At 63.4% G+C, this 25,323-nt stretch carries 23 protein-coding genes; 11 read left to right on the top strand and 12 right to left on the bottom strand.

Translation table 11 applies throughout. From position 1 onward, the window contains the following. Positions 1–16 precede the first annotated feature (16 nt). Genes M0209_RS08055 through M0209_RS08030 form a run of 6 tightly spaced genes read left to right on the top strand, consistent with a single transcriptional unit; the run spans position 17 to position 5,531 of the window. Entirely contained in the window at positions 17–283 is a 267-nt protein-coding gene (locus M0209_RS08055) for a ribbon-helix-helix domain-containing protein (protein WP_258887769.1), read from the top strand. After that, the gene (locus M0209_RS08050; RefSeq protein ID WP_258887768.1) at positions 280–648 is read left to right on the top strand and encodes a type II toxin-antitoxin system VapC family toxin; all 369 of its coding nucleotides are present in this window, start codon (positions 280–282) and stop codon (positions 646–648) included. Before M0209_RS08055 ends, M0209_RS08050 begins: the two co-directional genes overlap by 4 nt. An 18-nt stretch (positions 649–666) precedes the next feature. Then, a complete protein-coding gene (gene glmS / locus M0209_RS08045) occupies positions 667–2,490 on the top strand; it encodes a glutamine--fructose-6-phosphate transaminase (isomerizing) (RefSeq protein ID WP_258887767.1) in 1,824 nt (607 codons plus the stop codon). Then, complete coding sequence (locus M0209_RS08040) at positions 2,490–2,861, top strand: tRNA-binding protein (protein WP_258887766.1); 372 nt, start codon at positions 2,490–2,492, stop codon at positions 2,859–2,861. Before glmS ends, M0209_RS08040 begins: the two co-directional genes overlap by 1 nt. Before the next feature lie 57 nt (positions 2,862–2,918). Continuing rightward, positions 2,919–4,514: an MFS transporter gene (locus M0209_RS08035; protein ID WP_258887765.1), complete on the top strand. Its 1,596-nt coding sequence runs from the start codon at positions 2,919–2,921 to the stop codon at positions 4,512–4,514. A gap of 12 nt (positions 4,515–4,526) precedes the next feature. Next, positions 4,527–5,531 carry an alanine racemase gene (locus M0209_RS08030; RefSeq protein ID WP_258887764.1) on the top strand — a complete coding sequence of 335 codons (1,005 nt, stop codon included), beginning with the start codon at positions 4,527–4,529 and terminating at the stop codon, positions 5,529–5,531. Positions 5,532–5,587: 56 nt separating this feature from the next. Here the strand turns inward: M0209_RS08030 and M0209_RS08025 are convergent, their stop codons facing one another. Together M0209_RS08025 and M0209_RS08020 are read right to left on the bottom strand one after the other, a co-directional pair. After that, a complete protein-coding gene (locus M0209_RS08025; RefSeq protein WP_258887763.1) occupies positions 5,588–8,800 on the bottom strand; it encodes a TonB-dependent receptor domain-containing protein in 3,213 nt (1,070 codons plus the stop codon). A 154-nt stretch (positions 8,801–8,954) separates the two neighbouring features. Next, positions 8,955–10,130: an acetyl-CoA C-acetyltransferase gene (locus tag M0209_RS08020; protein ID WP_258887762.1), complete on the bottom strand. Its 1,176-nt coding sequence runs from the start codon at positions 10,128–10,130 to the stop codon at positions 8,955–8,957. Positions 10,131–10,271: 141 nt separating this feature from the next. Here M0209_RS08020 and phaR point away from each other — a divergent pair, with 141 nt between their 5' ends. Next, positions 10,272–10,817 carry a polyhydroxyalkanoate synthesis repressor PhaR gene (gene phaR, locus M0209_RS08015; protein ID WP_258887761.1) on the top strand — a complete coding sequence of 182 codons (546 nt, stop codon included), beginning with the start codon at positions 10,272–10,274 and terminating at the stop codon, positions 10,815–10,817. A gap of 11 nt (positions 10,818–10,828) precedes the next feature. Here the strand turns inward: phaR and M0209_RS08010 are convergent, their stop codons facing one another. Next, positions 10,829–11,659, bottom strand: coding sequence for a class I SAM-dependent methyltransferase (locus M0209_RS08010; RefSeq protein ID WP_258887760.1), 831 nt, complete (start codon positions 11,657–11,659; stop codon positions 10,829–10,831). A gap of 76 nt (positions 11,660–11,735) precedes the next feature. Further along, on the bottom strand, positions 11,736–13,271 hold the full coding sequence (locus M0209_RS08005) for a CpaF family protein (RefSeq protein ID WP_258887759.1): 1,536 nt from the start codon (positions 13,269–13,271) through the stop codon (positions 11,736–11,738). A 169-nt stretch (positions 13,272–13,440) separates the two neighbouring features. Here M0209_RS08005 and M0209_RS08000 point away from each other — a divergent pair, with 169 nt between their 5' ends. After that, positions 13,441–13,884 (top strand): hemerythrin domain-containing protein, encoded by a 444-nt coding sequence (locus tag M0209_RS08000; RefSeq protein ID WP_258887758.1) that lies wholly within the window; start codon positions 13,441–13,443, stop codon positions 13,882–13,884. On the opposite strand, the gene M0209_RS07995 is transcribed toward M0209_RS08000, so the two are convergent. Genes M0209_RS07995 through M0209_RS07970 form a run of 6 tightly spaced genes read right to left on the bottom strand, consistent with a single transcriptional unit; the run spans position 13,881 to position 18,966 of the window. Further along, entirely contained in the window at positions 13,881–14,141 is a 261-nt protein-coding gene (locus tag M0209_RS07995) for an ATP synthase F1 subunit epsilon (protein WP_258887757.1), read from the bottom strand. The two genes, M0209_RS08000 and M0209_RS07995, sit on opposite strands and share 4 nt — an antisense overlap. Further along, positions 14,142–15,668 (bottom strand): F0F1 ATP synthase subunit beta, encoded by a 1,527-nt coding sequence (atpD, locus tag M0209_RS07990; protein ID WP_258887756.1) that lies wholly within the window; start codon positions 15,666–15,668, stop codon positions 14,142–14,144. It lies immediately after the preceding gene. 28 nt (positions 15,669–15,696) lie between these two features. Then, on the bottom strand, positions 15,697–15,987 hold the full coding sequence (locus tag M0209_RS07985; protein ID WP_258887755.1) for a hypothetical protein: 291 nt from the start codon (positions 15,985–15,987) through the stop codon (positions 15,697–15,699). Next, positions 15,987–16,868, bottom strand: coding sequence for a F0F1 ATP synthase subunit gamma (locus M0209_RS07980; RefSeq protein ID WP_258887754.1), 882 nt, complete (start codon positions 16,866–16,868; stop codon positions 15,987–15,989). Before M0209_RS07980 ends, M0209_RS07985 begins: the two co-directional genes overlap by 1 nt. 4 nt (positions 16,869–16,872) lie before the next feature. Then, positions 16,873–18,402, bottom strand: coding sequence for a F0F1 ATP synthase subunit alpha (atpA, locus tag M0209_RS07975; protein ID WP_258887753.1), 1,530 nt, complete (start codon positions 18,400–18,402; stop codon positions 16,873–16,875). 9 nt (positions 18,403–18,411) lie between these two features. Further along, positions 18,412–18,966 carry a F0F1 ATP synthase subunit delta gene (locus M0209_RS07970; protein WP_258887752.1) on the bottom strand — a complete coding sequence of 185 codons (555 nt, stop codon included), beginning with the start codon at positions 18,964–18,966 and terminating at the stop codon, positions 18,412–18,414. 170 nt (positions 18,967–19,136) lie between these two features. Between M0209_RS07970 and M0209_RS07965 the strand changes: the two genes are divergently transcribed. Then, positions 19,137–19,856, top strand: coding sequence for a dienelactone hydrolase family protein (locus tag M0209_RS07965; protein ID WP_258887751.1), 720 nt, complete (start codon positions 19,137–19,139; stop codon positions 19,854–19,856). A 4-nt stretch (positions 19,857–19,860) separates the two neighbouring features. Beyond that, positions 19,861–20,586 carry a type 1 glutamine amidotransferase domain-containing protein gene (locus M0209_RS07960; protein WP_258887750.1) on the top strand — a complete coding sequence of 242 codons (726 nt, stop codon included), beginning with the start codon at positions 19,861–19,863 and terminating at the stop codon, positions 20,584–20,586. On the opposite strand, the gene M0209_RS07955 is transcribed toward M0209_RS07960, so the two are convergent. Further along, on the bottom strand, positions 20,583–21,137 hold the full coding sequence (locus M0209_RS07955; protein ID WP_258887749.1) for a cytochrome b: 555 nt from the start codon (positions 21,135–21,137) through the stop codon (positions 20,583–20,585). The two genes, M0209_RS07960 and M0209_RS07955, sit on opposite strands and share 4 nt — an antisense overlap. Before the next feature lie 98 nt (positions 21,138–21,235). Between M0209_RS07955 and ada the strand changes: the two genes are divergently transcribed. Further along, on the top strand, positions 21,236–22,276 hold the full coding sequence (gene ada / locus M0209_RS07950) for a bifunctional DNA-binding transcriptional regulator/O6-methylguanine-DNA methyltransferase Ada (RefSeq protein WP_258887748.1): 1,041 nt from the start codon (positions 21,236–21,238) through the stop codon (positions 22,274–22,276). 511 nt (positions 22,277–22,787) lie between these two features. Here the strand turns inward: ada and M0209_RS07945 are convergent. Beyond that, complete coding sequence (locus M0209_RS07945) at positions 22,788–25,187, bottom strand: hypothetical protein (RefSeq protein WP_258887747.1); 2,400 nt, start codon at positions 25,185–25,187, stop codon at positions 22,788–22,790. Between the last annotated feature and the right edge of the window lie 136 nt (positions 25,188–25,323).

Raw genomic sequence — 25,323 nt, 5'->3', positions numbered from 1 at the left:
ATGATATCGATATATCATGCGCTTCCTTGCCGATATTCCCGACGATGACCTGAAGTGGCTCGACGGCCTTGCGCGCGAACAGGGCAAGTCGCGCGCCGCCATCGTGCGCGATGCCGTGTCCGCCTTTCGCCATCGCGAGGACAAGGCGGGTATCGAGAAATATTTCGGCTTGTGGGAACGGCACGGCTCCAAAGTGGATGGCCTCGCTTATGAGCGGGCGTTGCGCGACGAATGGCCCGACGTTGGCGAAATGCCCGATGCAGCCGGGCGCGACATCGCGTGAGCGAGCGCTTCTTCGATACCAACATCGTCATCGACATGCTGCACAACCGGCCCATAGCCTGGTCGGAGTATCGCAGCGCGTCGCGCGCCTGGATCAGCCGTATCACCTGGATCGAAACCATGTCGGGTGTTGCCGACGAGGCCGCTGCCGAGACCGAGGAATTTCTGCGCTTCTTTTCGATGAGCGAGATCGACGAGGAGATCGCACGCAGGGCGGCCGCGATCCGCAACCAGCGCAAGTCGCTTAAATCTCCCGACGCGATCATCCTCGCGTCGGCGCAGGTGCGCGGACGCATCCTCGTGACACGCAACACCAAGGATTTTCCGGCGAACATGCCGGGTATCCGTGTCCCCTACCAACTCTAAGCGAAAGCCTGATCGACCATGTGCGGCATTATCGGAATTGTGGGCAAGGACAGCGTCGCCGACCGGCTCGTCGACGGGCTCAAGCGGATGGAATATCGCGGCTATGACTCGGCGGGCATCTGCACCGTCATCGACGGCCGGCTGGTCCGCCGCCGCGCCGAGGGCAAGCTGGCGAACCTCGCGCGCGTCCTTGCCGCCGATCCTGCGCCGGGCAATACCGGCATCGCGCACACCCGCTGGGCGACGCACGGCGTGCCCAACACGACCAACGCCCATCCGCACGCCACCGGCGAGGTCGCGCTTGTTCACAACGGCATCATCGAGAATTTCAAGTCTCTGCGCGAAGAGCTCGAAGCGCGCGGCCGCACCTTCGAAAGCCAGACCGATACCGAAGTCGTCGCACACCTCGTCAGCGAACAGGTCGAGGCGGGGAAATCGCCGCAGGACGCGGTCAGAGCGGTGCTCCCGCGACTGCGCGGGGCTTTCGCGCTTGCCATCGCTTTTCGCCAGCATCCCGACATGCTCATCGGTGCGCGGCTCGGCTCGCCGCTCGTGGTCGGCTACGGCGAGGGCGAGACCTACCTCGGCTCGGATGCACTGGCGCTCGCGCCGCTGACTCAACGCATCGCCTATCTGGAGGAGGGCGACTGGGTCGTCATCACACGTGGCGGCGCAGAGATATTCGACTGCGACAACAATCCCGTCACCCGCGAGATCACCTTGTCGGGCGTGTCGGCGGCACTGATGGAAAAGGGCAATTACCGCCACTTCATGCTCAAGGAGATTTACGAACAACCCACGGTCGTCGCGCAGACCTTGCGCTCCTATCTGCGCCCGCTTGAGGAGCAGGTCGGGTTGCCGCAAATGGATTTCGACCTCGCCAGCATTGAACGCGTGGTCATCGTCGCCTGCGGTACCGCCTCCTATGTCGGCATGATCGGCAAATACTGGATCGAACAGCTCGCGCGCATTCCCGTCGAGGTCGATGTGGCGTCGGAATATCGTTACCGTGACCCAGTCCTGCTGCCGAACATGCTCGGCGTCGTCGTGTCGCAGTCGGGCGAGACGGCGGACACGCTTGCGGCGCTGCGCCATATGAAGAGCGGCGGCCTGACCACGGCGGGCATTATTAATGTCCCGACGTCGAGCATGGCGCGCGAAGTCGATCTGCTGATGCCGACCCACGCCGGCCCCGAAATCGGCGTCGCCTCGACCAAGGCGTTCACCTGCCAGCTCGCAGTCATGGCGGCGCTCGCGGTCAATCTCGCCCGCGCCAAGGGCAAGCTGCCTGCCGCCGAGGAGCGCGAGATCGTCGAACATCTCACCGAAGTGCCTGCCGCGATCAACGCCGCGCTGGCGCACGATGCCGAGATCGAAGCCATGGCGCACACCATCGCGGGCGCGCGCGACGTGCTGTACCTCGGGCGCGGGCAGGACTATCCGCTCGCGCTGGAGGGCGCTCTGAAGCTCAAGGAAATCAGCTATATCCACGCCGAAGGCTATGCGTCGGGCGAAATGAAGCACGGCCCCATCGCGCTGATCGACGAGAATGTCCCGCTGATCGTCATCGCGCCTAGCGGACCGTTGTTCGAAAAGACCGTCAGCAACATGCACGAAGCCATGGCGCGCGGGGCAAAGGTCGTGCTGATCTCCGACGCCGAAGGAATCGCCGAGGCCGGGGGCGACGCGATGGCGACCATAGAAATGCCCAAGGTCCATCCGCTGATCGCGGCGCTTGTGTACGCCGTGCCGGTGCAGTTGCTGGCCTACCATGTCGCCGTCGCGAAAGGGACGGACGTCGACCAGCCGCGCAACCTGGCGAAGTCGGTGACGGTGGAATAGTGCACCTGATCCCCGATCCTGCCGCACCGCCCGCCGACCCCATCGCTTTCGACGATTTCCTCCGCGTCGATATCCGCGTCGGGACGATCGTCGCGGCAGAGGCCTTCCCCGAGGCGCGCAAGGCCGCGTTCAAGCTGACCATCGACTTCGGCCCCGCCATCGGCACCCGTCGGTCGAGCGCGCAGATCACCGAGCATTACGACCTCGATACTCTGGTCGGGCGGCAGGTCGCGGCGGTGGTCAATTTCCCGCCGCGCCAGATCGGCAAATTCATGTCGGAAGTGCTGACCCTCGGCTTTCCCGACACCGACGGGCATGTCGTGCTGTTCGCGCCGGATATGATCGTCCCCAATGGATCGCGCCTGTTCTGACAGCGCCCTTGCGGCGACCAGCCTTCGCACCCTAGTGTCGCGGGCAGGGGGAGTTGCATGACCGATACTGCCGTTACCGCACCCGATACGCTCGATCCGAAACGCGACCGGCTCGTTATCGTCGCCTCGTCGCTGGGCACGGTGTTCGAATGGTATGATTTCTTCGTGTACGGCATCCTTGCGCCGCTGCTCGGAAGCCTGTTTTTTCCTTCGACGAACGCAACCGCAGCAACGCTGGCCAGCCTTGCCGTCTTTGGTGCGGGCTTCGGCGTGCGACCGGTCGGTGCCCTTGTCTTTGGCTATTTCGGCGACCTGATCGGGCGCAAATATACGTTTCTGGTCACGATCACCCTGATGGGCGGCGCGACGGCTGCCATTGGTTTCCTGCCGACCTATGCGACCGCCGGGATCTGGGCGTCGGTGATGCTCGTGGGACTGCGCTTGCTGCAGGGCTTGGCACTGGGCGGCGAATATGGCGGCGCGGCAATCTATGTCGCGGAACACGCGCCCGCCAAGAAGCGAGGGCAATACACCAGCTGGATCCAGGTTTCGGTCGTCGGCGGCTTCCTGCTCAGCCTGATCGTCGTGCTGACCTGCCGTCACAACCTCAGCAAAGAGGCCTTCGAGACGTGGGGCTGGCGCATTCCCTTTCTTGCCTCGCTCGTGATGCTCGCGATCTCGCTCTACATCCGGATGAAGCTCAGCGAGAGTCCGGTATTCAAGGCGATGAAGGAAGCCGGCACCACGTCGCGCAACCCGATCATGGATTCGATCCGCGCGCCCGGCAATCTCGGGCGGGTGCTGGTCGCGCTGTTCGGCGTCGCGGCAGGGCTGACGGTGGTGTACTACACATCGCAGTTCGCGACGCTGGCGTTTTTGCGGGACACGACGCGCCTCGCCGAAGAGGATGCGCTGCTTTATATGGCGATCGGAGCTTGTCTCGCGGCGCCGCTTTATGTGCTGTTCGGCGCGCTTAGCGACCGCATTGGGCGCAAGAAAATCCTGCTGACCGGCTACGCCCTGTCGGCGCTGTTCGTCTTCCCGATTTTCCACATGATGGCCGATGCCGCCAATCCGGCACTCGCCCGCGCCAATGCGGCCTCCCCGGTGCGACTCGAACTGCCCGAATGCGACTTCAGCATCTTTGCCGCAAAACAGGAAACGCCCTGTGCGAAGGCGCTCGGCTATCTCGCCAAGCGCGGGATCGGGTATAGCAAGGTTGCGCCCTATGCCCCGGGCGAGGTGGCCTTCACTGTGGGCGAGCGCCGCATCGCAGGCTTCGATGAAAAGGCCTATACGGCGGCGCTGGTCGCGGCAGGCTATCCCGACAAGGCCGACCCCAAGGAAAAGCAACCTTGGAAAATCATCCTCGCCATTGCGTTGATGGTCGGGCTGTCGGCCATGACCTACGGCCAGGTCGCGGCGATCCTGGTCGAGATGTTCCCTGCCCGCATTCGTTACACGTCGATGTCGGTGCCCTATCACATCGGGTCGGGCTATTTCGGTGGCTTCCTGCCGTTTATTTCGCAGCTGATCGTCATCAAGAGCGGCGATCCCTATGCGGGGCTATGGTACACCGTCGTGGTCGTGGTGATGGCGTTTTTCGTGAGCCTGTTCTTCCTGAAGGAGCGGTCGGGCCAGCCGCTCGATTAGTCCGAAAACGCCATGCCTGCCCCCCTGCGCCTGCGCCTCGACGGCAATGCCCTGACCTCGAACTGGCGCTGGCTGGCGGGGAGAAGCGGCGGTGCGGCGTGCGGTGCGGCGGTCAAGGCCGACGGCTATGGCCTGGGTGCCCGTCAGGTCGTGGCGCACTTGGCGGCGGCGGGGTGCCGCGATTTTTTCGTGGCGACCTGGGCCGAGGCAGTGGCACTTGGGCCGCTACCCGACGGGCGCGCGCTGTCGGTGCTCCACGGCGTCCGGGCAGAGGATATGGGTGTCGCCGTGGCCTCGACCGCGCGGCCGGTGCTCAACACGGCCGAACAAGTGGCGCGCTGGCGGCCGACCGGGCGACCCTGCGACGTGATGATCGATACCGGCATGAACCGGCTCGGCCTGTCGTCCGCCGACGATCTGGCGGGGCTGGAGATCGACACGTTGATGAGCCATCTCGCCTGCGCCGATGAGGACAGCCCGATGAATGCGGCGCAGCGCGCGGCGTTCGCGGCACTCGACGTGCCTGCCAAGCGTCGCAGCCTCGCCAATTCGGCCGGAATTTGCTTAGGTGGCGAATATGCCTTCGACCTGACGCGTCCGGGCCTTGCGCTGTATGGCGGCCTCCCGCGGGCCGATGCGACGGGGCACATCGCCCAAGTGGTTTTCCCCGAAGCCCAGATCGTTCAGCGCCGCTGCGTTCCCGCGGGGCAGGGCGTCGGTTACGGTGCGACCTTCGTCGCTGCCCGCGACACCGACGTCGCCATTCTCAATATCGGCTATGCCGACGGCTATCTCCGCAGCTTCTCTTCGCGCGGTTCGGCAGGACAGAGGCGCTTTCCCGTACTCGGCCGCGTGTCGATGGACCTGACCGCCATCGACGTGACGGGCGCGGACATCGGGGAGGGCGACTGGGTCGTGCTGGATTACGACCTGCCGACCGCAAGTGCCGCATCCGGGCTGTCGCAATACGAGCTGCTCACCGGGCTGGCGTCCCGCTTCGAACGCATCTGGTCCTGACAAAAAAAGGGCCGCTTCGAGAAGGAAGCGGCCCTGATTCTTCGTCAGTCGGTTGACTACAGGTCGGCGCGGAACGCGGCGTAGAAGTAGCGACCGGTCGCATCGAAGATGCCGCTGCCGGCACCGGTACCGAGCAGCCCGAGCGGCGGTTTGCGGTCGAAGAGATTGTCGATGCCAACCGATAGCCGGAACTTCTTCGTCACGTCGAGGCTGAAGCGCACGTCTGCATACACCTGCGACGGGTAGTAGACCTCGGCAGTCTGGTCGGCATTCTGCGGTTGCAGCAGGACGATACTTCCGGCCGTGCAGGCACCCCGCAGGCCCTGGCCTGCGGTGACCCCTGCAGCAGCGTTCGTCGCTGTCGGACAGAGCCCGTAATAGGGATTCTGCGCCTCGTAGGTACCGATGGTTTGCGGCCCGATGTAGCGAACGGCCAGTCGCCCTTCGACCGGTCCGTGCTTGTACGACGTGCTGGCCGAGAACTCGAACTGAGGATCGCCAAGCTCGCTCAACTGGCGGTCCGGGATCAACGGATTGGTCGGATCGACGAAGTTGTCGATCGCTAGCTTCCATCCCGCGATCACGCGATAGGCGAAGCGATCACCGTTTTCAAATTTCTTGCTGTAGGCAAGATCGATGTCGATGCCCTTGGCCACCTGCCGCGCGAAATTGACCGGCCCCGACAGCACGGCACGCGGCCCGAAATTGCCGCCAGCGACACGATTGACCAGCGGGCAATACTGGTTGTTGAGCGTCGGAGAGTCATAGCACAGGTTGATGATCGTGTTGGCGCCCAGCGTCGCGATCAGGTTGCTGACCTTGATGTTGTAATAATCGACTGTGATCGACAGACCCGGCACGAACCGTGGTTCGAGGACGGCACCTAGCGTGTAGCTGTCCGACTTTTCAGCGGTCAGAAACGGGTTTCCGCCCTGAGAGAAGCTGAGTGTTGCCGCCCGCGCAGCCGTATTTACGAATCCAACAGGAATACCTGCCGCCGCGCAGTTGGCAGCACGCGTCGCCGAACCCGAGTTGATGAACAGAACATCGCAAGGGTCGGAAATCGATGCAAAGTTCTGGCCCACCGGCGCGAACAAGTTTGCTTGCGTGGGGGTTCGCACCGAACGGGCATAAGCGGCGCGGAACTTCAGGTCGGCGATCGGCGAATAGACCACAGATGCGTTATAAGCGTGTGTGCCGCCGGCATTCGTATTGTATTCCGAATAGCGGTAGGCGCCATTGAACTCGAGCAGCTGGAAGCCGGGCGTATCGCGGAGGATCGGGACGCGGACCTCGCCGTAAATGTCCTTCACAGTGAGCTTGGGATAGTTCACCCCTTGGAGCGCTGTAAGGAATGTCAGACCGAGACTCGTGTTGTCGTCGACGGCACGGCTCGCCCGCTCCTCGCGATACTCCCCGCCGATGGCGAAACCGATTGGACCGCCGGGTAGTTCGAACAGCTGTGACAAGTCGCCGCCGAGGTTGGCCGATATGACGAGCTCCGATGCCGTGTCACGGAACTGGCTGTTGACGTTCACATAGTTGCGAACTGCTTCCAGATTGGTCGACGCACCCGACCCGAAAGGATTGTACGGTACGCAGGCCGGGTCGGTAACCGTGACCGCATTGATGCGGCAAACGATCTGGCCCGCTGCATTGCGTGTGGCGTCGATGGCGTTCAGGAAACCGGCGTTGCTGCCATCGGGTTTGAACAGCAGCAGGTTATTGGTGGAGGTCGTGTTGCTGATCAGCTGGCCGTAGTTGACCGCGATTTCATAGCGCCAGTCGTCGTTGAACCGACCCTCGATCCCTGCAACAATGCGGAATGTGTCGCGGGTGTTGAACTCGCCGCGCGACCCGAGATCGACATTGTTGCGACCGGTCAGATTGAAAGTCGCTGCGTTGGTTGCGCCAAAGGCAACTCCGGTCGGGCAGCGTCCGATCGTGACCAGCTGGTTGAAGGCCTGCTGCGTCAGATAGGGGTTGTCGCAGCGCAGGTTGGCACCGCCGCCGAAGAAGCCAGGGATCGAACCTTGGAAGAAGCTCGGCGAAGTCTCCGAGATGACCTTCAGCCGATTGTACTTGGCCTCGACGAAGGGTTGGAACGCATCCGACACCTCAAAGCGAGCCAGCACGTTTACGGTAAATCGTTCGAGTTCAGGAAAAAGATCGCCGTAGTTCGACAGCGTCGAGCCAAGGCCTCCAACGGTGTTTGAAGTTGCATTCCCCGTTTCTACCCGAAGATCGCGAATCACCGGGTTCACGATCAACGTACCATCGGGCTGAAAAACGTACATCTGGGCGAGGGGCAGTGCTGTGGTAGCACCAACAGCGCAACGCGTTGAATTTGTTAGCAGCGTCGAATTGCATACGCCCGTGATCAAGCCGCCATCCGAGATGTTGCCGTTGCGGACACCGGTCAGATAGACTTGATCGGGAATGCCGTCGCCCGACTGGGGTTCACCTGCGGTCGGCTCGTTGGTGTTGAACTGATTACGGCCCGAAAATGCGCCGGTCAGATAATCGCGCCCAACAAACTTGATCGGATTTTGCTTCGAATATTCGGCTGAAACCGCAATATTGCCGCGTCCGTCGGCGAAATTGCGCCCGAACGTGCCGGCAACGAAATAGGAGCCGCGATCACCGCGCTGGGAAACGCCGCTCTGTCCCGAAATGCGGAAACCGTCAAAGTTGCGCTTAAGTACGAAGTTGACGACGCCGGCGATGGCGTCCGACCCGTAAATGGCGGAGTTGCCGCCGGTGACGACATCGACGCGCTCGAGCAGTTCGCCCGGGATGGTGTTGACATCGACGATATAGCTGCCCGGTGCGACGGTGACATGGCGGCGACCGTTCACAAGGACGAGCGTACGCGCGACGCCGAGGCCGCGAAGGTCAAGCTCGTTGAGACCGGCGGTGCCGATGAAGCGCGTCGAGTTCGACTGGCTGAAGGTCGAACGCAGCGACGGCAGGTCGTTGAGCGCGTCGCCGACATTGAGGTCGCCGCTCGACAGGATATCCTCCGCGCTCACGCTCGTTACCGGAACGGGCGACGAGAGCGTGGGGCGCGCAATGCGCGAACCGGTGACGACGATCGTGCTGCTGGTCGACTCCGAGCCATCGGCGTTGGTTGTCGGGCAATTTGCGAGCTGCGGATTGTCTTTGCACTGCTCGGCGGTCGGCGCCGTACCCTGTGCGAGGGCAAATCCGGGCAGCGCCAAAGCCGCGCCAGCGAGCGCGGTCGCGCTCAGGAAACGTACTACGTTCATATGACAAACCCCTGTCATGTATCTTTGTGCGCGGGATTCGCGCCATATGTACTTGAAAGGGGGAATCGGCGGGCGGCACAAGGCCGCCCGTTCATCTGCCGTTAAAAAACGCGGGCGGTGTCACCCAATTGCCACATAGGGAAACCGCACACCGTCAGCCGCGCTCGACCGCCAGTGCAATGCCCATGCCGCCGCCGATGCACAGCGTCGCCAGACCCTTTTTGGCATCGCGCCGGCCCATTTCGTGGAGCAGGGTGGTCAGCACCCGTGCGCCGCTTGCACCGATCGGGTGGCCGATCGCGATCGCCCCGCCGTTGACGTTGACCTTGTCGGGATCCCAGCCGAGTTCCTTGCCGACGGCCAGCGCCTGTGCCGCGAATGCCTCGTTCGCTTCGATCAGATCGAGGTCGGCGACAGTCCAGCCAGCCTTGGCGAGCGCAGCGCGGGTGGCGGGGACCGGGCCGATACCCATGATCGAGGGATCGACCCCCGACGTCGCCCAGCCCGCGACTCGTGCCAGCACCGGCGCGCCGCGACGCGCGGCTTCGTCGGCCGACATCAGCACCAGCACCGCGGCGCCGTCGTTGAGGCCGCTCGCGTTCGCCGCAGTCACCGTGCCGTCCTTCTTGAACGCGGGGCGAAGCCCGGCAAGCGACTCTGCCGTAACGCCGTCGCGGATGAACTCGTCGGTATCGACGACCGTATCGCCCTTGCGTCCCTTGACAGTAACAGGTGCGATTTCCGCCGCGAATACGCCGTTCGCACGTGCAGCAGAAGCAAGGTTCTGCGAACGCGCCGCGAAGGCATCCTGCATCTCGCGGGTGATCTGGTGCTGCTCGGCCAGATTTTCGGCAGTGATGCCCATGTGATAGCCGTTGAATACATCGGTCAGGCCGTCCTTGATCATCGTATCGATCAGCTCGAGACTGCCCATCTTGGTGCCCGGGCGCAGCGTCTGAGCGTGGGTGCTGAGCGACATGCTTTCCTGTCCGCCCGCCAAAACGATGGACGCATCGCCGGCCTTGATTGCCTGCGTCGCGAGGGCAACGGCCCGCAGACCCGAACCGCACACCTGGTTGATCCCGAATGCCGGAATTTCCTTGGGAATCCCTGCAGCCATCGATGCCTGACGCGCCGGGTTCTGGCCTTGCGCGGCCGTTAGCACTTGCCCGAGAATGACGTCGGAGACTTCCCCCGGGGCAACGCCGGCGCTTTCCAGCGCGGCGAGAATGGCTACCCGACCGAGCTCGTGAGCGGGTACGTTCGCAAAACTGCCCATAAAACTCCCGACCGGCGTGCGGCGTGCGGCAGTTATGACAACCTCAGTCATGCGAAAATCCCCTACGTAACGCGTTTGTCTTGCCTCCATATGGCAGAGAGTAGGCAATGTCACCGCCCGTTAGCGGCCCTTGTTGCTGTGCAGCATGATATGGTGATACAGAACGACTTTCCGTATCGGGACATACCTACAATGGCCAAAGCAGCACCTGAGGGCGAAGGCGGCGAACGCCCCGCCGTTATCGTCAAGAAATACGCGAACCGCCGTCTCTATAACACAGAGACATCGAGCTATATTACGCTCGAACACCTCGCCCAGCTGACCCGTGAAGGGCGCGATTTCAAGGTGCTGGATGCCAAGACCGACGAGGATATCACCCACAGCGTCCTGACCCAGATCATCATGGACGAGGAGAGCCGCGGCGAGACGTTGCTGCCGCCGACCTTCCTGCGCCAGCTGATCTCGATGTACGGCGACTCGATGCAGTCGATGGTCCCGCAATATCTCGAAGCGTCGATGGACGCGTTCCGGTTGAACCAGTCGAAGTTCAACGACGCGATGAAAACCGCATTTTCGGGCGGTCCGTTCGCGGAGATGGCCAAGCGTAACATGGCGATGTTCGAAGCGGCCGCCAGCGCGTTCGTGCCGGGGACGAAAGCCGAAAACGCGACCGAGATTAGCTCGCTGAAGGCACAGATTGCCGAGCTTCAGGCGAAGGTCGACAAGCTCGCCGACTAATGCACGTCTGTTCAGCGGCGCGGCTTGACGAACTTTAACGTCATGCGGTCGCTTTCACCGATGGCGGCGTATTTGGCGCGGTCGGTGTCGCCTTCGGCAAAACGCGGGGGCAGGGTCCACACACCTTTGGGATAATCATGGGTGTCGCGCGAGTTGGCGTTGACTTCGCTCGACCCGGCGAACTGAAATCCTGCGCTCTGGGCGAGCATCCTGATCGTCGACACCTTCATATAGCCGCTCGACCGTTCGCGGGCGGTGTCCATGTTTTCGGGCAGACGGTGATCCTCGATGCCGAGCACCCCGCCGGGTTTCAGCATCGCGTAGATTTCGCGAAAGGCGGCCTCGCTGTAATCTACGTCCTTATTGTACGCCCCCATCCGCCAGTTGTGGACGTTGCGGAACGTCATCACGACGTCGGCGCTGCCGGGGGCGACGCCTGTGCCGCCCAGCACAGACGGGAAATTTGCCCGTGCAACCTTGCCATAGGTCGCGGCATTTGCGTCCAGCTTCTTGGCGATGCTGTCGCTACCGCTTCCCGGCGGTGACACTACCGTCAGCTGCCCGTTGTCGCGCAGATAGGGCGCGAGGATTTCAGTGTACCAGCCGCCGCCCGGCCAGATTTCGACCACGTTGTCGGTCGGCTTCACGCCAAAAAACGCCAGAGTTTCGGCGGGCTTGCGGTATTTGTCGCGTGCGACGTTTGTCGCGGTGCGCGTCGGCGCGGCAACAGCGGCGGCGAGCGCCGTCCGCATCGACGGCGTGGTTTTGGCGGTTACCGCAACAGTCGTCGCGACGCTCCCTGCCCCGATCATCAATACAGCTGCAATCAGGGAAGGGCGCATCGTCGGGCTCCGCATACGAGGTCAATACACCTCTGAATGGGGCTGCGCCGCTATGTGTGCAAGGGGAGTCTGGCGGTTACAGGCAGGATTCGAGATACGGCTGGTCGAAGCCGTATTGCTTGGCCTTTTCAAGCGTATAGGGGCGCAAACCCATGGCGCGATACTCGCCGATGATCTTGCCGTCGGCGCTCTCGTCGAGATATTCGAACTTGAACAGCTGCTGCGTCACGATCACCGGCCCTTCCATCCCGACAATCTCGGTGATGTCGGTGACCCGGCGTGAGCCATCGCGCAGGCGCTTGACCTGCACGACCAGGTCGACCGAGTCGGCGATCTGGCGCGAAATGGCTTCCTTGGGCATCTTGATGTCGCCCATCATCACCATGTTCTCCATGCGCGCGATGGCCTCGCGCGGGGAGTTGCTGTGGAGCGTGCACATCGACCCGTCATGGCCGGTATTCATCGCCGCGAGCAGGTCGAAACATTCCTGACCGCGAATTTCGCCGAGGATGATGCGGTCGGGGCGCATACGCAGTGCGTTCTTGACGAGGTCGCGGATCGAGATTTCGCCCTGTCCCTCCAAGTTCGCCGGGCGCGTTTCGAGCGGCAGCCAGTGCGGCTGTTGCAGACGAAGTTCGGCGGCGTCCTCGATGGTCAGCACGCGCTCGCCCGGGTCGATCATTTTCGACAAGGCGTTGAGCATCGTCGTCTTACCTGAACCGGTACCGCCCGAGATGACGATGTTGAATCGACATGCGCCCGCGATTTTCAGCGCGGTCGCCATCTTTTCCGACATCGATCCGCCCTTGGCCATCATGTCGAGCGTGATCGGCTTGGCGGAGAATTTGCGGATCGAGATCGCGGTACCGCGCAAGCTGAGCGGCGGCACGATCACGTTGACGCGACTGCCGTCCTTCAAACGGGCGTCGGCGAGCGGGCTGGTCTGATCGACACGGCGACCGACCGAGTTGCAGATCCGCTGCGCGATCTGGAACAGATGTTCTTCGTCGCGGAACTGGATCGGCGCGATCGTAAGCTTGCCCTTTTGCTCGATGTAGGTCTGGTCGGGGCCGTTGACCATGATGTCGGTAATCGTCGGGTCGCTGAGCAATTCCTCGAGCGGCCCGAGGCCGAGCAGTTCGTCGACCAGCACTTTTTCGAGCGCGAACTGCTCGCGCCGGTTGAGCGTGAATTTCAGCTCGGCCAGCACTTCGCCGATGATCGGGCGAAACTCCTCGGCCAGCTCGTCCTTGTTCAGCGTGGCCGCTGCTTCGGGGTCGATGCGTTCGAGCAGGCGCGGCAGCACCTGTTCCTTGATCTTGTGAACGCTCGCCTCGAAGCCTTCGGCCTTGGGGGCTGCTTCCATTTCCGCCGACTGGCGGTCGTTGAGGCGCGACATTGCATCGGCCGACGAGTTGGGACGCCCTTGCGACGGTTCGGGTTCGGCACCGGGCAGCGGTACGGTTTCGAACGGGGGAAACTGGCTGCCGCCTTCGACGGGGCCGTTGACCGGCGTCGGGCCGCCCGGACCCTGCATCGGGCGTGCGACGCCGAAGGCGGGCCGGGGTGCACCCGTGCCGCTGATACCGCCTCGCTTGCCAAATGCACTCATCAGTCCGCCCCACAACAAAGGGATGCCACGTCAAAACTCTGTGGCCAGAGACGGTGAATAGGACGTAAACTTTGACGAAACGCTAATGCGTCGGTCGATTTCGCAGCACGCGCAACGGAACCCGATTTCGAACGTTCATTTCCGCGAACGCCCCCGAAGGAGATGGACCGTGGAAATTACCAAAGCGTTGAAAGAAGATCATAAAGAGCTGAAATCGATGCTCGACACGATCAATTCTAGCGAGGACGCCGTCGAAATTCGTACGACGTTCGAGGCATTTGCCGAGTTGCTCGGCAAGCATTCGAAGGCGGAAGAAAAAGTCGTCTATGATGCCCTGATCGGCACGGGTGACGATGAGACCGAGGTCGACGCGCACGAAGGCTACACCGAGCATATGCTCGCCGACACGCTACTCAAGAAGCTGAAAGCTGGTACCGATCCGTTGTCAGCGGAATGGCGCGCCGAAGCGCAGGTGATGCAGGAAATCCTCGAGCATCATATCAAGGAAGAGGAAGACACGATCTTCGACGATGTAAAAGACAATTTCGAAAGCAACGAGCGCGAAGAAATGGGCGCGGCATTCGAAAAGCTGAAGGAAGCGGTCGCGGTTTAGGCTACGACCGACGCGCGTTCGGCGAGGAGGGTCACGCCCTTCTCGCCGATTTCGGCAAAGCCGCCCTCGACCGCGATCCGCTGCGGCGTCGCGCCTGCGCTTGCATAAACGCGGACTTCGCCGTCGCGGATTGTCGTCATCACCGGCGCATGGCCCGCAAATACGCCCATATCGCCTTCGCTGCCGGGCAGCTCGACCAGATAGGCCGAAGTGCTCAGCACCGCGCGCTCGGGCGTGACGAGTTCGAAGGTCAGCACTTAGGCGTCCTCGGCCAGCTTCTGCGCCTTGGCAACGGCTTCTTCGATGCCGCCGACCATGTAGAACGCGGCTTCGGGCAGGTGATCGTACTCGCCGTCGACGACCGCCTTGAACGACTTCACCGTGTCCTCGACCTGCACGAACTTGCCGCTGATGCCAGTGAACACCTCGGCGACGTGGAACGGCTGCGACAGGAACTTCTGGATTTTGCGCGCGCGGCTGACGATCAGCTTATCTTCCTCGCTCAGCTCGTCCATGCCCAGAATGGCGATGATGTCCTGCAGCGACTTGTACTTCTGCAGCGTTTCCTGAACGCGGCGGGCGGTGTCGTAGTGCACCTGACCGACGACGGCGGGCGTGAGAACGCGGCTGGTCGAATCGAGCGGATCGACGGCGGGATAAATGCCGAGTTCCGAAATCGCGCGGTTGAGCGTGGTCGTCGCGTCCAAGTGGGCGAACGACGTGGCAGGCGCCGGATCGGTGAGATCGTCGGCAGGCACGTAGATCGCCTGCACCGAAGTGATCGAGCCCTTGTTGGTCGAGGTGATGCGTTCCTGCAGCGCACCCATGTCGGTCGACAGGGTCGGCTGATAGCCCACCGCCGACGGAATACGGCCGAGCAGTGCCGACACTTCCGAACCCGCCTGCGTGAAGCGGAAGATGTTGTCGACGAAGAACAGCACGTCCTGCCCCTCGGTGTCGCGGAAATATTCGGCGATGGTCAGGCCCGACAGCGCGACACGGGCACGCGCGCCCGGGGGCTCGTTCATCTGGCCGAACACCAGCGCGACCTTCGACCCTTCCGGCGTCGGATTGCCGTCGGCATCCTTGGCGATGACGCCCGCGTCGAGGAATTCGTGATAGAGATCGTTGCCTTCGCGCGTGCGCTCGCCGACGCCGGCGAACACCGACACGCCGCCGTGGCCCTTGGCGATGTTGTTGATCAGTTCCTGGATGAGCACGGTCTTGCCGACGCCCGCGCCGCCGAACAGGCCGATCTTGCCGCCGCGCGCATAGGGCGCGAGCAGATCGATGACCTTGATGCCGGTGACGAGGATCGCGCTCTCGGTCGACTGGTCGACGAACTCGGGGGCCTTGGCGTGGATCGGGGCGGTCTGCGTGGCACCGATGGGGCCGCGCTCGTCGATCGGCTCGCCGATGACGTTCATGATGCGCCCGAGCGTCATCGGGCCGACCGGCATGCGGATCTGCGAACCGGTGTCGGTGACGCGCTGGCCGCGGGTCAGACCCTCGGTCGCATCCATCGCGATCGTGCGAACCGTGTTCTCGCCGAGATGCTGCGCGACTTCGAGGATGATGCGGTTGCCGTTGTTGAAGGTCTCGAGCGCCGACAGAATTGCGGGCAGCTGGTCCTCGAAGGTCACATCGACGACCGCGCCGATAACCTGGCTGATTGCGCCGACGTTGTTCGACGTCTGGACGGGGGCGGATGCCGTTGCTGCAGCCTTGGGTGCGGCAGCCTTTTTGGCGGCGGGCTTCTTGGTGGTGGGGGCTGCGGTAGCCATGATCTCGGTCCTTATCGTCAGAAGTCGTTTATTCGTAGTCGGTTCGACACTTGCCGTTGGCCATATAGACCTCAACGGTCGAGCCAGATGTGCCGCCAGATTTACCTAAAGCGCAAATCGCTTTGCGTGTTTTCAACGGCCGCTTATTTGCTTCGATCACGATGCAATGATCGAACTTCTCTACCGGCAATTGCGCTATTGGCGCGGGCGCTGGTCCCTCTGCAGCTTTGACGCATTTGCTCTGCGCCTCGGCAACGGCTTTCGACATACCGGTCGATCCTGCCGCGAGCGCCGTTGCAAAGAAAAGCGCGAAAGACATCAAAGCGCCTCCGCCCCGGCGATGATCTCGATCAGTTCGGTCGTGATCGCGGCCTGACGGGTGCGGTTGTAGAGAACGGTCAGCTTGTTGATCATGTCGCCTGCGTTGCGCGTCGCATTGTCCATGGCGGTCATGCGGCTGCCCTGTTCGGAGGCGGCGTTTTCCAGCATCGCGCGGAAAATCTGGATCCCGACGTTGCGGGGGAGGAGGTCGGCGAGAATGGTTTCCTCGTCTGGTTCGTACTCGACCGCCGCCTGCGCGCCCACGGGGGCAACGGCAGGCGCGGGCGCGAGCGGCACGGGAATGATCTGGATGCCTGTCGGCTCCTGCACCAGCGCAGAGCGGAACTTCGCGAAGAACAGGTGGGCGACGTCGAACTCGCCCGCCTCGAACCGCGCGATCAGATCCTGCGCCACGATCTGCGCGTCGGTGAAAGCGACGTTCTTGATGTGGCCGACTTCCTGATCGTGCAGAATCTGCTTGGGGTAGAAACGGCGAAGAACGCGCCCCTTTTTGCCCGCGAGGTAGAACTTCACGGTCTTACCCGCGGCTTCCAGCTCGACCGCCTTGGCGCGTGCGGCGCGGACGATGTTGGTGTTGAACGCACCTGCCAGCCCGCGCTCTGAGGTCGCGACGACGATCAGGTGAACCTGATTCTTGCCGGTGCCCGCGAGCAGTTTTGGGCTGTTTTCGCTGACCGTCACCTTGGCGGCGAGGCTCGACATCACCGCTTCGAGACGCTCGGCATAGGGACGTCCGGCAACCGCCGCTTCCTGCGCGCGGCGCAGTTTCGCGGCGGCGACCATCTTCATCGCCTTGGTGATCTTCTGCGTCGACTTCACCGAGCCGATGCGGATCTTGAGGGCCTTCAGACTGGCCATTTACTTACGCAAACGTCTTCGCGAACGCATCCAGCGCCTTGACCAGCCCGGCCTTGGCATCGTCGCCCAGGTCCTTGCTGTCGCGGATCAGCTTGAGCACGCCGCCATGGTTCGCGCGCAGATCGGCGAGCATCGCTTCCTCGTAGCGGGTCACGTCGGTTGCCGGGATGCTGTCGAGATAACCGTTCACGCCCGCGAAGATCGACGCGGTCTGTTCCTCGAACGGCATCGGCGCGTACTGCTTCTGCTTGAGCAGTTCGGTGAGGCGCGAACCGCGGTTCAGGAGCTTCTGGGTCGAGGCGTCGAGGTCCGAGCCGAACTGCGCGAACGCCGCCATTTCGCGGTACTGCGCCAGCTCCAGCTTGATCGAACCGCTGACCTTCTTCATCGCCTTGGTCTGCGCGGCGGAGCCGACGCGCGACACGCTGAGGCCCACGTTGATGGCGGGACGGACGCCCTGATAGAACAGGTCGGTTTCGAGGAAGATCTGGCCGTCGGTGATCGAAATCACGTTGGTCGGGATGTACGCCGACACGTCGCCCGCCTGCGTCTCAATGATCGGCAACGCCGTCAGCGAGCCGTTGCCATTGTCGTCGTTCAGCTTCGCCGCACGTTCGAGCAGACGGCTGTGGAGATAGAACACGTCGCCGGGATAGGCTTCGCGGCCCGGCGGGCGGCGCAGCAGCAACGACATCTGGCGATAGGCGACGGCCTGCTTCGACAGATCGTCATAGACGATGACGGCGTGCATGCCGTTGTCGCGGAAATACTCGCCCATCGCGCAGCCGGTATAGGGCGCGAGGAACTGCAGCGGCGCAGGCTCCGACGCGGTTGCGGCGACGACGATGGTGTATTCCATCGCGCCGCTCTCTTCGAGCGCGCGGACGATCTGCGCGACGGTCGAACGCTTCTGGCCGATGGCGACATAGATGCAGTAGAGCTTGTTGTTCTCGTCGGTGCCCGCGTGGCCGGCCTTCTGGTTGATGAAGGTGTCGATGGCGACGGCGGTTTTACCCGTTTGACGGTCGCCGATGATCAGTTCGCGCTGGCCGCGACCGACGGGGACGAGCGCGTCGAGCGCCTTGAGGCCGGTTTGTACCGGCTCGTGCACCGATTTGCGCGGGATGATGCCGGGCGCCTTGACTTCGACGCGCGAGCGCTGGTCGCTGACGATCGGCCCCTTGCCGTCGATGGGGTTGCCAAGGCCGTCGACGACGCGCCCGAGCAGTCCCTTGCCGACGGGAACGTCCACAATCGTGCCGGTGCGCTTGACGACATCGCCTTCCTTGATTTCCGAGTCCGACCCGAAAATCACGACGCCGACGTTATCGGCTTCGAGGTTGAGCGCCATGCCCTGTACGCCATTGGCGAACGCGACCATTTCACCGGCCTGGACATTGTCGAGGCCGTGGATGCGCGCGATGCCGTCGCCGACCGACAGCACCTGTCCGGTTTCGGAAACTTCGGCTTCCGTGCCGAAGGACGCGATCTGGTCCTTGATGACGCGGGAGATTTCGGCGGCGCGGATATCCATCGTTCTAACTCAGCCTTTCATCGCATGCGCGAGGGTGTTCAATTTCGTGCGGATCGACCCGTCGATCATCTGGCTGCCGATCTTGACGATCAGCCCGCCGAGAATCCCGGGGTCGGTTTTCATGTCGACCGCGACATCGCGCCCGACACGGGTCTTGAGCTTGGCCTTCAGCGCCGTCACCTGATCGGCGCTCAGCGGATGCGCGGTCGTGACCTGCGCGGTCGTCTCGCCCCGGTGGTTCGCGGCCATTGCACGGAATGCGGCGATCACGGCAGGGGCCTGACGCAGGCGGCGGTTCTGGGCGAGCACGCCGAGGAAATTGGCGGTCAGCGTATCGAGCTTCAGCGTCGATCCGACCGCCTTGATCGCGGCGGCGGCGGCATCGCGACCGACCAGCGGGCTGGTGACGAGACGCTTCAGATCGGCCGACTGGTCGAGTGCCGATTCGAGCGTCTTGAGGCTCGTCTCGACCGCGTCGAGCGCCTTGTTCTCGCGCGCGAGATCGAACAGCGCGGCTGCGTACCGCCCTGCAAGGCTAGCCTGAATACCGCCGGAATTCTCCACGCGCGAACGTCCCCAAAGACTCGTTGAACCCGCGCGAAAGCGCTCGATAAAGCGCCTGTGCATCGGAATGGCGCGCGCCTAGCATCGGCCTTGCTGCGATGCAAGGTGGGGCTTGCGGATAGCCCCGACTTCCGGAAAGGAAGCGGGCGGGCGATGCATGAGAGAGCGATATGACCGGCACCTATATAGACTATTTCGACGGCGACACTGTCTGCGAAGCCTATGTCAGCCTGCCGGCGGGCCCGCTTGCCGCGCCGGTCCCCGCTGTGCTCGTCGTCCACCAATGGGCGGGGCAGGGCGATCAGGAGCGTGAGACCGCCGACCGGATGGCAGCACTGGGCTATGTCGGGATCGCGATCGATGTGTTCGGCAAGGGGGTGCGCGGCGACCCGGCGGGCGACAATAGCGCGCTGCTCGGGCCGTGGTTCGGCGACCGCGCCGGATTGCTCCGGCGGCTGACCGCGGCAGTCGACTTTGCGAAGGGCCATATGGCGACCGATCCGCAGCGGATCGGCATGATCGGCTATTGCTTCGGTGGGCTGTGCGTCCTGGATGTCGCGCGCGGCGGTGTGCCCGGTGTCGTCGGCGTCGTCAGCCTGCACGGCGTTTTCGCCAAGCCGAACCTCGGGCCGCAGGGGCCGATTTCGGCGAAACTACTCGTCGGCCACGGCTATGACGACCCGATGGCCGACCCGGCGGCGATGGTCGGCCTTGCCGACGAACTGACGGCTGCGGGCGCGGACTGGCAGATCCACGCCTATAGCGGAACGACACATGCCTTTACCCGCAAGTCCGCCAACGAGCCCGAACGCGGTATGAACTATAGCGCGACCGCCGACCGGCGGTCGTGGGCGGCGCTGACCGATTTCTTTGCCGAAGTGTTCGGATAAGCCGGTGGCCGACATCCTCGCCATCCTGCCGCAGCGCGACTTCGACCCGAGCGAAGTCGCGCTGCCGTGGCTGGTGTGGACAGAGGCGGGGCATCGCGTCCATTTCGCGACCGAAACCGGCGAAGCGGCGGATTGCGATCCGGTAACGCTGACGGGGGACGGGCTGCCCTCGGTGGCGCGGTCGTTGCGGGCGCGTCCGTTCGCGCGCGATGCCTATGCCCGGATGGTTGCGGACCCCGTTTACCGTAAGCCGCTGCGCTGGACCGACGCCCGTGCGATCGATTTCGGGGGACTGCTTTTTCCCGGCGGCCACGCGCCCGGGATGCGGTCCTATTGCGAGTCCGCCGAAGTCGCCCGACTGGCGCGCGAGGCATTTGCGGCCGCGATGCCGGTCGCGGCCATCTGCCACGGCGTGCTGCCACTGGCGCGTGCCGGCGTTTTGGCCGGGCGGCGCACGACGGCGCTGACCGCCATGATGGAAAACACCGCCGTCGTCCTTACCCGGCGCGCGCTGCCAGGTCATTACCGCACCTATCCGCAGACGGTGGAAAGCGAAGTCCGTGCCGCCGTTGGCCCGACCGGCGCGTTCGCGCGCGGACCGATCGTGCCGCGCTACGCCGACGCGGGCAATCCCGATGCCGGCTTCGTCGTCACCGACGGGGCGTATCTCTCTGCGCGCTGGCCGGGCGATGCCTGGACGCTGGCAGTGCGACTGGCCGCAATCCTCTAGCCGCGCCCCGGCAGCATCCGGGCGAACGTGCCGTCGCCGTCGAGGAAGACATGCTTCATCGCCGCGCCGATGTGGAGCAGCAGCAACGCGATCAGCAGGAACGACAGATTCTCGTGCGCGCCGCCCCCGCCCGCGGCCAGCATCTTGTCCTGTGCGACAGGCAGGAAGGGGATGTCGAACAGCCCGTACCAGCTCAGCCCGTATTTGCGCCCGCCCGCCGAGGTCATCAGCCAGCCGCTGAACGGGATTGCGATGATCAGGATATAGAAGGCCCAGTGCGTGATCTTGGCCGTCGTCTTTTCCCAGCCCGCCAGCGTCGCCTCATAGGGAGGCGGGCGATGGCCGAGCCGCCAGAACAGGCGGAACAGGCTGAGCGCGAGGATCGTAATGCCGGTGGCCTTGTGCAACCCCATCACCACACCCTGCATGTCCTTCGGCACCGATTCATGCGTCAACCCGCCCGCCAGATTGCCGATGACGGCAAGCCCGATCAGCCAGTGCAGGGCAATGGCGACGTTGGTGTAGCGGGTTCGGGTAGCGGCTTCGATCATGCGGGGCGTTCCTCGGTTGCGGAGAGAGAATGCCGCGCGCCCGCTTTGGCCGCAAGATGCGGGATGCGGGGCGCGATTCGGGTTGCTAGACAAAGGGCATGACGACCATCGACACCGCCGCCGCCTGGGCCGCCTTCACCGCCCGCAACCGTGCCTTCGACGGCATGTTCGTCGGTGCGGTCAAGACGACGGGCATCTACTGCAAGCCGTCGTGCCCCGCGCGCCACCCGCTGCCGCATAATGTCGAATACTTCGCCGATGGAGAGGGCGCACGGGCGGCGGGATACCGGGCCTGTCTGCGCTGCAAACCCGACGAGATCGGCCGCGACCGCGAGGCGGTGGCGAAAGCCATCCGCCTGATCGAGCGCGCCGCCAAAATCGATGGGGAACTGCCGCTGCTCGACGATCTCGCGGCGGCCGTCGGCTATGCCCCGCACCATTTCCACCGCCTGTTCAAGCGCGATGTCGGTGTCACCCCTGCCGCTTATGCCCGCGCGCTGCGTGCCAAAAGGACCGAGACCATGCTGAAGGATGCCGCCACAGTGACCGAAGCCATTTACGACGCCGGGTTCGAAAGCCCGAGCCGCTTTTACGCCGCCGCCCCCGACCGGCTGGGCATGACGCCCTCGGCGTGGCGTCGCGGCGGGGCGGGGGTGACGATCCGCTATGCCGTGGTCGATACCGTCCTCGGCAAGATGCTGCTCGCCGCGACCGAGAAGGGCATTTGCCGCCTGTCGTTCGACGAGGACGAAAGCGAACTCCGCCGCCGCTTCCCCAATGCCGCGATCGAGGCCGGCGGTGCCGCGATGGCCGATCTGGTCGAAGGCGCGGTCAAGGCATGTGCCGACCCCGCCAACATGCCCGACCTGCCGCTCGACGTGGCGGGCACCGCGTTCCAGCAGGCGGTGTGGGACGAACTCCGCCGCATCCCGCCCGGCGAAACGCGCAGCTATGCCGCGATTGCGGCAGCGGTCGGGAAACCGGCGGCGGTGCGTGCGGCAGGCTCTGCCAATGGCGCGAACAATGTTGCGGTGCTGATCCCCTGCCACCGCGTCATCCGGACGGACGGGACGCTGGGGGGCTATGCCTATGGGCTGGAGCGCAAGAGCGAGTTGCTCAAGCGCGAGCGGCAGAGCTAGCGCCGGGAGATCCCCTCGGGCAGCCGGAAAAATCGATTTGGCGGGATTTTTCATCATGCCCGTATTGTCCCGCATCGGCGGCGTGTAGGACAGGGCAGCGGTTTTCGGGTTCTATATCAAAGCGTTGCGGCTCCGATGCGCTATGGACAGTGGCGCACAATGGCTCGAAGCCCAGCGCCGGACCCGTAGCGCCAGTTGCGAACGGGTTTCGCAATAAGCGAAAAATGGCAGTTTTCCGCGCAGGCGACCCCTGCCGCCCTGCCGCGACGATGTGTGCCGCCAATGCAGGCATTTTTTGTTTCGCTATCAATAACTTGGCGGGAGGCAGCGTTGGCAGGAGAGCGTCGGACGGGTCTCCCCGCACAATTTGCGAATTAGCGTTCCGGATCAACCAGTTGGCGGCGGGGAGACCGTCAGGTGGGCCATGCCCCGGTTTTTCCGAGTCGATGGCGAAAATCTGCGGCGGGAGGGGGTTTTCGGGTTTCGCGCGGAGGCGCGGAGAGGCGGAGAGTTACGCGGGCAGGAAGCCGAGCTCATAGACCATCGGGCGCAGCTTGGCGGTCAGTGCGGCATAGGCGGCGTCGAAGGGGTCGAAATCGGTCACCACCTCATGCGCCTTCAACGACCGGCGGATCTGGTACCAGCCCGCATCGGGGCGACCGAGCTTGAACTCGTCGCGAATCCTGTGCGGGAATTGCGTGGCGTGGAAGCGCGTCCAGATGACACGTCCCGCGTCGAGCACCGCTTGCGCTTCGGGCGAGAACGCAATGCCCGCCATGTAACGAACCATGAAGTCGCTCTCGAACCGCCCCTGCACGCCGACTTCGCCTTCGGTGAACGGGATGAAGTGATTGACGAGGCTCCAGTCGCGGTCGTTCCAGCGCAGCCCGTCGGCCCCGGCGGTCAGGTTGCTGCCGTTGAACAGCATCCAGACGAGGCAGTCCGATTTGAAGTCGTCGGTCAGCGGTTCGCTTGGTTGCAGGAACTGGTCGCGGTCGTTGAGCCAGGTCGGCTTGATGAGACGTCGGACGCTGAAGACGATGGCGGCTTGCCCCAGGTTTTCGGCGTTGACGAAATACCCTCTGCCGCTGCCGAATCCCGACGATAACATCATGGTCAGCTTTGCCGCTTGCTGGAGGTCGTTTCCCGCACAATTGAACCAAGCGATTGCGTCATCCGACCACCGCGTTCCACGAACATCGCCTTTTGCAGTCGCGGGGTCGACAGCCCCCTTTAGTGGAAGGGCCGGTTGCCTGTTAGTGGCGGGCCGATGAACCCAAGTGGCGAGGAGGCGCTCATTCCCTATATTGGCGAACATTTTTTCGCCTACCAGTTCGCCATTCCGATCAAGGGCAACTGCCTCGATTTCACCAATCGGCTCATGGAGCGATGTGTCCCAAATGAGAAAACCTATCGGAAAATCACCTTTCAAGCCGTCAAAGGCACGACTGTGAACGACAAAACCGCCAAGGTATTTTGCCTGCCAGACTGACCGAAATTCCTCGAATGCTTGCGAGTTCACATACTTTAACGTGCTAAACGTCGCCACTGTCGCAGTAGGTAGCTCCTGGTGCGCCCGTGCTAGAAATTGCGTGAAGAGTTCGTTGCTAGCCTTTCCATACTGGTCCATTCCCGCTAGCGAAAATCGAGATCGCGCAACTCCCTTTTTGCTGCGGTCGTCGCCTTGGCTTACGGCATTGTCAGAGCTTGTCGCCTCCGCATAAGGCGGATTAATCAGCACCAGGATCGGCTTCGCGCCCGCGACGCCCATTTTCGCATCGGCAATTGCCCGCCGCAGGGCCATCGGCACCTTGTTCGACAGGCTGTAATCGATCTCGCCGAAATCGGTGACGTCGTCGTTGAGGTAATCGTACTGGAAAATCTCCGCCCCCGGAAACAAGCCGCGCGCGCGGATATTGTCGATATCGGGCTGGTCGAGCGTGGACATGTACAGGTTGCGCGGGTTGCTGTGCGCCAGTTCCAGATTGCCGACGCCGCAGCACATGTCCCAGATGATGCATTTTTCCTGCCACCCCTCGCCCAGCGTCGCGGTCAGCAGGTCATAGGCTTTGTCGACGATGTGCGGCGGGGTGTAATAGGCACCCTTGAACTTCTGCTCGTCGATCGGCAGCAGCATGTCGCGCCGTTCGAGCAGGTAATGCCGGTGCCGCGTCTCCGGCGGGCGGTGGTAGAGCCGCCAGAAGTCGCGATAGCCGCGCTGGCTGGCGAGGTCGTACAGCTTGCCCTTCAGGTGAAAGACGGGCTTGCCGCCGTCATAGACCAGCCGCGCCGACAGGTTGGTCATCGCCGCATTGTCGCCGTCGTGCATGATGTCGGCGAAGAACAGCTCGGCATAGTCGCCCACCGCAGGCACCGCGATTTCGCGCCCGATCATCTCCACCCATTTGTTGAACACCTGCCGCAGATTGTCGGGTGTGATAGGGGTGCGGACGATGCGGCCTTCGCTGATGGCAGCCTTGACCGCAGCGACGAACGCAGGCTCGTCGGTGGCGACAGTGTAGGGGTTAAAATGCCCTTCGATATGCGCTGCCACCTGCGCGATGCAGGCTTTGCTGACAGCAGACGCGGCGGCGGGCCACGCAATGTCGGGATCGTTCAGTACGGGTCGTGCAAGTTCGGTTTCGAGGATCGCCGCTTTCTCGCGGTCCACCACCGCGAGGAACGGCGGGATCGGCTGACCGACCGCATGCGCTTGCCGGACGTAGAACAGCAACTGCGCGAACATCGCCGTGACCGGTTTCGGATCGCATTTCGCCTCGAACCAAATGTCCTTGGTCTGGATGTCGACCTGTCCCTTGGTGACATCTTTCAGCCCAAGCGCGCGGACATAGGCGTCCTTCACGTCCTCTTCGGAGCGGGCGCGGGCGAGGCTGTCGGCGAGCTGGGTCAAGCGGCGACCTTGGCGGCTTTCGTGCGGGTGGGCAAGAATGGGTTCACGCGGCGCGGAGAAGCGGAGGGTCGCTGGGGGTGGAACTATAGCCCCTCTCCCCCTTCGCTCCGAGAGGGGGGCTTCGACAAGCTCAGCC

The organism is Sphingomonas sp. SUN039 (assembly GCF_024758725.1).
Classification (GTDB): Bacteria; Pseudomonadota; Alphaproteobacteria; order Sphingomonadales; family Sphingomonadaceae; genus Sphingomonas_O.
This window is presented reverse-complemented; position numbering and strand designations above follow the sequence as displayed.